This window comes from Kitasatospora sp. NPDC002551 (assembly GCF_040296005.1).
In the GTDB taxonomy this organism is placed as follows: domain Bacteria; phylum Actinomycetota; class Actinomycetes; order Streptomycetales; family Streptomycetaceae; genus Kitasatospora.
The window spans coordinates 1-5793 of the sequence record NZ_JBEOWI010000128.1; the positions used below are offsets into that span (position 1 = coordinate 1).

At 73.2% G+C, this 5793-nt stretch carries 6 protein-coding genes; 3 read left to right on the forward strand and 3 right to left on the reverse strand.

Annotated elements, in window-relative coordinates:
- Position 1: 1 nt before the first annotated feature.
- Entirely contained in the window at positions 2-307 is a 306-nt protein-coding gene (locus ABT093_RS40280) for a DUF6087 family protein (protein ID WP_350572482.1), read from the reverse strand.
- A 213-nt stretch (positions 308-520) separates the two neighbouring features.
- Here ABT093_RS40280 and hemC point away from each other — a divergent pair, with 213 nt between their 5' ends.
- On the forward strand, positions 521-1462 hold the full coding sequence (gene hemC, locus ABT093_RS40285) for a hydroxymethylbilane synthase (protein ID WP_350572483.1): 942 nt from the start codon (positions 521-523) through the stop codon (positions 1460-1462).
- Positions 1463-1533: 71 nt separating this feature from the next.
- On the opposite strand, the gene ABT093_RS40290 is transcribed toward hemC, so the two are convergent.
- Positions 1534-2427, reverse strand: coding sequence for a carbon-nitrogen hydrolase family protein (locus ABT093_RS40290; RefSeq protein WP_350572484.1), 894 nt, complete (start codon positions 2425-2427; stop codon positions 1534-1536).
- 211 nt (positions 2428-2638) lie between these two features.
- On the reverse strand, positions 2639-2899 hold the full coding sequence (locus ABT093_RS40295) for a hypothetical protein (RefSeq protein WP_350572485.1): 261 nt from the start codon (positions 2897-2899) through the stop codon (positions 2639-2641).
- A 205-nt stretch (positions 2900-3104) separates the two neighbouring features.
- Between ABT093_RS40295 and ABT093_RS40300 the strand changes: the two genes are divergently transcribed.
- Together ABT093_RS40300 and ABT093_RS40305 are read left to right on the forward strand one after the other, a co-directional pair.
- Positions 3105-3416 (forward strand): WhiB family transcriptional regulator, encoded by a 312-nt coding sequence (locus ABT093_RS40300; protein WP_350572486.1) that lies wholly within the window; start codon positions 3105-3107, stop codon positions 3414-3416.
- A 359-nt stretch (positions 3417-3775) separates the two neighbouring features.
- A complete protein-coding gene (locus tag ABT093_RS40305) occupies positions 3776-5440 on the forward strand; it encodes a hypothetical protein (RefSeq protein ID WP_350572487.1) in 1665 nt (554 codons plus the stop codon).
- The last annotated feature ends 353 nt before the right edge of the window (positions 5441-5793 follow it).

A 5793-nucleotide genomic window follows, 5' to 3' on the forward strand; every position in this document is an offset into this window, starting at 1 on the left:
GTCAGGTGGGGATCTTGCGGTGCCGTCCGGTCCCCGGCCTCAGCGGGTTGAAGCCGGGGACCGGCACCGCTACGGCCGCGTCGAGCGTGGAGACGGTGCGGCAAGCGGCGGCGTGGTCGTCGGCCACGCAGACGGGCTGCCAGCTGTGCCCGTCCCACTCCTCGACGATCCGCGGGGCCTGCGGGTTGACGTGCGATCCCCGGGCCGGGCCGGCCTGCAGGCTGACGACGCGGCGCTCGCCGATCGGGCGGCGCTTCGCCTCCCGGCGCGCGTACCAGGCGCTCAAGGACTCCTCGTCGTCTGGCATGCCTGCTCCCAACGTCGCTCGCTTCAGCCGGACCGCGCCACGGACCCTACCCAAGGCCCATGGCAGCCTGCCATCGAGCACCTGTTCCACCTCGCCATCTGGACGTCAACGCCGTTGCCAGACAGCCGCGTTGCCCCGACGCGCTGTCGGAAAGCGCCACCGGTCCGCCCGGGTACGGTGGAACTCACATCTCGTCAGATTCCGGGAGCCGGTGTGCCCATCCTTGTCGGTTCGCGGGGCAGCGACCTCGCCCGTACCCAGGTCCGCCAGTACCTGGAGCTGCTCGCTCCGCTGTGCCCCGGCGTCGAGTTCAGACGCCGGGTGATCACGGAGGCGGGCGACCGCGACCGCGTCTCGTTGCTTTCCGACGTGGCCGGGCACAGCGCGGGAAGTGCGTTCTCCAGCCGCCTGGAGGCGGCCCTGGCCGCCGGCGAGATCGACGTCGCGGTCCACTCCCTGAAGGACCTGCCGACCAGCATGGCGCCCGGCCTGGTACTGCTGGCCCCGCCGGGGCGGGAGGCGGTGGAGGACGCCTTGTGCGGCTCGACGCTGGCCGAGTTGCCGGACGGCGCCCGGGTCGGAACCGGAGCCCCGCGCCGGGCCGCGCTGCTGCGGGCCGTGCGACCGGACCTGGAACTGGTGCCGATCCGGGGCAACGTCCCCGGCCGGCTGGCGGCGCTGAAGGGCCGAAGCCGGGTGCACGCCGTCGTCCTCGCGGTCGCGGGCCTGCGAAGGCTCGGCCTGGAGGACCACATCACCGAGGTACTGCCGCTGGACCGGTTTCCCGCCTCGCCCGGCCAGGGCGCTCTGGGCATCCAGATCCGCAGCGACCAGCAGGAGTTGCGGACGCTGCTGGAACGGGCCGCCGACCACGCGGTCCACGCGGCGGTGCGGGCCGAGCGGAGCATGCTCGCCGAACTCCACGGCGGGTGCAGTGTCCCGGTGGGCGCCTACGTGACCCACGAGCCGGAAGACAGACTGCGCCTCACCGGGCAGGTCATGTCCCTGGACGGAACCGTCCGGCTCACTGCCGCCTCCACTGGCCCTGCCGACGATCCGGAGAAGCTCGGCGCAGCGGTCGCACAGGAACTCCTCGACCAGGGGGCCCGGGACATCCTCGCGGCGATCCGCCCTCCGGCCGCCGCTGCACGGTAGGCCACCGAGTGGACAACCACGGTCCGCCGTGACCCTGGAAAGGCTCGGGCGGGCAGGTGCGCGGGGCAGTCTCAGAAGGCCGTGCGGATGTCGCTGCGCGGATCCCCGGACACCAACCGGTCCTCGTACAACCCGTCCTGCGCCAAGCGGCGCCAGGGCCGGGCGTATCGAAGGGCCACGTCGATGTCCGGGTCTGCCGAGTCGAGGTCGATGTCCGCGACCGCCAGAGCGGGTTGCCCATCGGCGGGGCACTGCGCCAGCCACCGGCCGCCGGGCCCCACGATCCCGGACGGCACCGTGGCGCTGAACTGCGCCGGCACGGCGTAGCCCAACCAGTAGCTGTACAGCGTCCCGTAAGCCTGGGCGACGCGGGCCCTCGGAGCATCGTCGACCATCACGGACAACAGGACGCAGTCGACATCCAAGCGCTCATACTCGGCGAACAGCGGCGGGAAGTTCGCCTCGACGCACAGCGCGCAGCCGATCCGGATGCCGTCCACCTCGAAGACCACAGGCTCGCGCCCCGGGGTGTACAGGTAGGAGACCTCGGTGTGCGACAGGAACCGCTTGTCGTACCGCGCGACCAGCTCGCCACGGTCGGAGACGATAAAGAGGCTGTTGTGAGGCCTGCTCGGCGGCGTGAGCGGGTGCAGCGACCCGAACGCCGTCCACAACCGCAGATCCCCCGCCAGCGCGGCGATCGACTCGGCCTCCTCGCGCAGGACGTCCCAGGCGGCCCGGCTCCAGTCGGCCGGGGCCAGCTTCCCGTCCGCGCCGGCCGCCATCACGTGCTTGCTCGGATACGTGATCGCCCCCTCGGGAAACTGCACCAGCCGCGCACCCGCCCCGGCGGCCTCGGCCATCAGGGCCCGGATCTCCCGCCCCGCCGCCCGCAGCGCGCCGCGATCGGTGGGGTCCTCCGGAACGGTGCTCTGCGCGACGGCCAGCCGCAATGTCCTCGCCATGGCGCGGAAGCTACGGGATCCCCACCACCACGGTCCGAAGCCCCGGCCGAACCGGCCGGATCCGCACGGGTTCTGTCCGGTTCACCGACCGCGCGCGGCGCATCGGCGCCGGCCCCAGCCGCCGCGGCGGAGCGAGGAGGCCGGTCCGGCGATGCGCCTGGCCGCGGCCCGCGAAGCGGTCCTCAGGGCAGGCGACCCGTCGCCCGCGCCGTCACCCGGTGCTGGACCCGGCGTCGGCGTGCTCAGCTGCGGCCGGCTGCCGCCGCGGCATCGTGGTGACGAACACCGCGAGGGCGGCGAGCGCGATCAGGACGACCAGCACGCTGGACGCGGTGCTGTGCGGACGGATCAGCCACGCCGCGATCAAGGCGACGGCGGCACTGGGCAGACCGAAGACGAGCGCCCAGCGTCGCCACCTCGCCGACTGCGAACGCCCTGGATCAGGAGATGAGTTCACGGACGGATCGGGCACAGCAGTCTCCTGTCGGACGGGCGCCAACGCCCCGAACCTACGGCGCGGGGCGGCCGCTGCGGAATCACTCGAAGGCGTGACATCGCCAGAGCGACAGTAGCGGTCCCGCCCTCCTTCTCCGTAGGTTCCGCAGACGGCGCATCGCCTACGCTGGTCGGTCGCCGAGGGGAACCGGCAGGAGCGGGAAGAGGGAGAGGGCGCGGCTGTGGGGGAGACGGACATCGACTGGGGGCGGGCTGCCTGCCGGGGTGTGGATCCGGACGAGCTGTTCGTCGAGGGCGCCGCGCAGAACAGGGCCAAGAGCGTGTGCGTCGGATGCCCCATCCGTACTGAATGCCTGGCCGATGCGCTCGACCGGCGGGTCGAGTTCGGCATCTGGGGCGGGATGACCGAGCGGGAGCGGCGCGCCCTGCTCAAGCGCCGACCGACGGTGGTCTCGTGGCGGCGCCTGCTGGAGGCCGCCCGGGCCGAACACGCGCAGCGCGGCGGCGGAGAGCGGCTGACGCTCGCCGGATGACGTCGTGCTTGAGGTACACCCCCGCGCGAAGACGAGCGGCCGGGGTCGGCTGCGCCGGCCGGGATCGAAGGAGCACATCCCCCAGCCCCGGCATGGCGGAAACAGCAGCTTGTTCGCTCGTTCGGGGGATGGCCTTGCGTCGCCGGACGGGGATTCGCGAGGATGGACGGACAGGCTGCGCCCACGGTGCGCGGGCCCGCCGGTCATCCCCACCGTTGACCGTCCCCGGGTGAACTGAGCAAACGCTCGAACCGGCACGATGAGCATGATCGACATGATGACGGCGTCCTGACCTGATGGCTTGGCGTCGCACCGAGGTGGGGCGGTGCGCCACGCGAAGCCCGGTTCAAGGAGCCCCCATGTCCACCACCACCCGGCCCTCCGCCGACAAGCAGCGGCGTGTCCAGCGCACCCAGCCGACCCGGCTCGCCCGGCTCCTGGATGCCGAGACGGAGATCGGCTACCAGAAGGCACTGCAGGAAGTCGCCAGGGCCAGTGAGGCCGGCCGGCTCCCCGGCCGCCTCGACCACTATGGCCTCGACCTGGCCCTGCGGATCCTGATGCAGCAGGACTACACGATGTGGAGCCCGCTCGCCGCCGGCCACACCTGGCCGGACGTCTACCAGCCGCTGACGCAGGCGCTGCCCGGCACGCGGGCCAAGCGGGCCCTGGCCGCCCTGGAGAGGGCGCACCTCGCCGGCGCCCACGAAGCAGCCGAGGACGGCGACTTCCACCCCGATGACGTCCTCGACGCCTACGACGAGGACCAGGAGGACGAGGAAGACGAGGAAGACGAGGAAGACGGTCCCGAGGCCGTGGCGGCGGACATGGTCGACGCCTCCGACGACGGTGACGGCCCGGAGCCGGACACCGAGGACCTCGCGATCGCCCCGGGCCCGCAGAAGGACGCGGAGATCGCCGCACGGTGGTGGCTGGACCGGCTCGCAGAGGACGGCGTCCTGCCCCGCTACCGGATGCCCGATCTCTATCCCGGCCGCACCGAAGTGCCCCTCGATGCCGCGCTGGACACCCTGCGCGCCACGGCGGACGTGGAAGGATACGAGGACGAGCTGCTTCGCATTGTGGCCGCCGAGCCCCGCGACGTCGACGCCTACGCCCACCTCGGCAGCCTGGCCCTGCAACGCCACGATGGCGAGTTCGGCGACCTCATCTCCTACGTCGGCCCCACCGCCGCCGACCGCCGCCGCCACCTGAAGGAGGCGCTGGCCTGGTACGAGGCCGCCGTCGCCGTCGGCGAGGCGTCCCTCCCGATGATCTTCCACGGCCGGCTGCCCTGGTCCGAGATGGACAACCGGCCCTTCCTGCGCGCCGTCCACGGCCTGGCCCTGGCCCTGTGGCGCCTGGGCCGGTTCAACTCCGCCGAACTCGTCCTGGTCAGCCTGCTCTACCTCAACCCCACCGACAACCAGGGCGCACGCGAACTGCTGGCCGACGTCCGCGCCCACCGCCGTTGGCACCCCGGCATCACCGAGACCGACGACCAGCGCATCCGCAACGACGTCCTGGTCGTCGCCCGCCGCCCGGTCCACACCCGCCCCGGCAGTCTGCGCACCCTGCTCACCGGCGCCGAGCAGCCCACGCCCGACGCCGTAGCCGACATCGTCCGCCGCGCCGCCGCCGAGGCCCTGGGCGCCACCTGGGACGGCCGGTCCTCCCACGTCGTCGTCGGCCACCCCCGCACCGGCATCAAGGTGACGGTCGTGGCCCGGCACCAGCGCGGCCACAGCCTGACCCCGGACGAGTACTGGTGGGACGCGCACAACGCCGCCGGCGAGATGGACGGCCCCGTCCTGTTCACCCTGGTCGCCGACCGCGGCTACATCGCGGTCGCCCAACTCCTGCGCGCCGACCACCTGGCCGCCTACCGCGCCGCCGACCTCCCCCGGCGCGACCGCACCGCTTTCACCACCACCTTCATCCACGGCGACACCCGGTACGGCAACGACCTGGCCTCGATGGTCGACCACGCGCTCGACGTCCTCCCGGCACAGCCCGCCCGGTGATCACCCTGCCCCGGGCCGGGGCGATGCCCCGGCCCGGGGCGGCCGAAGCGTCGAACCCCGGGCAACGGATCACCGTCGGACGACCAGAACGCGCTACTGCTCCGCCGGGCCCCGCCCAGGAGCCGGACCTGCCGGGATCGGGCACGCGCGCCCGCCGGACACTGCCATCCTGGACCGATGGAGTCCGTCGAATCCGCCCTCGCCCGCCTCTGGCCGGCCGTCCTTCGTGCCGACCGCGTCGTCCTGCGCCCGGTCACGGCCCAGGACGCGCCGGTCGTGCGGGCCCTGCTGACCGACGCCCGGGTCCGCGCCTTCCTGGGCGGCCCGGCGCGCGAGGCGCGCGTGGAGACCCG